The 660-nt window shown below is 52.3% G+C and carries 1 rRNA gene; it reads right to left on the reverse strand.

From position 1 onward, the window contains the following. Window positions 1-660 (reverse strand): 23S ribosomal RNA (locus OKJ99_RS09480); the annotation flags it as partial.

The raw sequence follows: 660 nt of genomic DNA on the forward strand, positions 1-660 counted from the left end.
CCTCCATCGCAGTAACCAGAAGTACAGGAATATTAACCTGTTTCCCATCGACTACGCTCTTCAGCCTCGCCTTAGGGACCGACTAACCCTGCGTCGATTAACGTTGCGCAGGAAACCTTGGTCTTTCGGCGTGGGTGTTTTTCACACCCATTGTCGTTACTCATGTCAGCATTCGCACTTCTGATACCTCCAGCATCCCTCACGAGACACCTTCGCAGGCTTACAGAACGCTCCTCTACCACTTGTGCCTAGCACAAGTCCACAGCTTCGGTGCATGGTTTAGCCCCGTTACATCTTCCGCGCAGGCCGACTCGACTAGTGAGCTATTACGCTTTCTTTAAAGGGTGGCTGCTTCTAAGCCAACCTCCTAGCTGTCTAAGCCTTCCCACATCGTTTCCCACTTAACCATAACTTTGGGACCTTAGCTGACGGTCTGGGTTGTTTCCCTTTTCACGACGGACGTTAGCACCCGCCGTGTGTCTCCCATGCTCGGCACTTGTAGGTATTCGGAGTTTGCATCGGTTTGGTAAGTCGGGATGACCCCCTAGCCGAAACAGTGCTCTACCCCCTACAGTGATACATGAGGCGCTACCTAAATAGCTTTCGAGGAGAACCAGCTATCTCCGAGCTTGATTAGCCTTTCACTCCGACCCACAAGTC

The sequence above is a fragment of the Streptomyces endophyticus genome, from assembly GCF_035798155.1.
GTDB classification, from domain to species: domain Bacteria; phylum Actinomycetota; class Actinomycetes; order Streptomycetales; family Streptomycetaceae; genus Streptomyces; species Streptomyces endophyticus.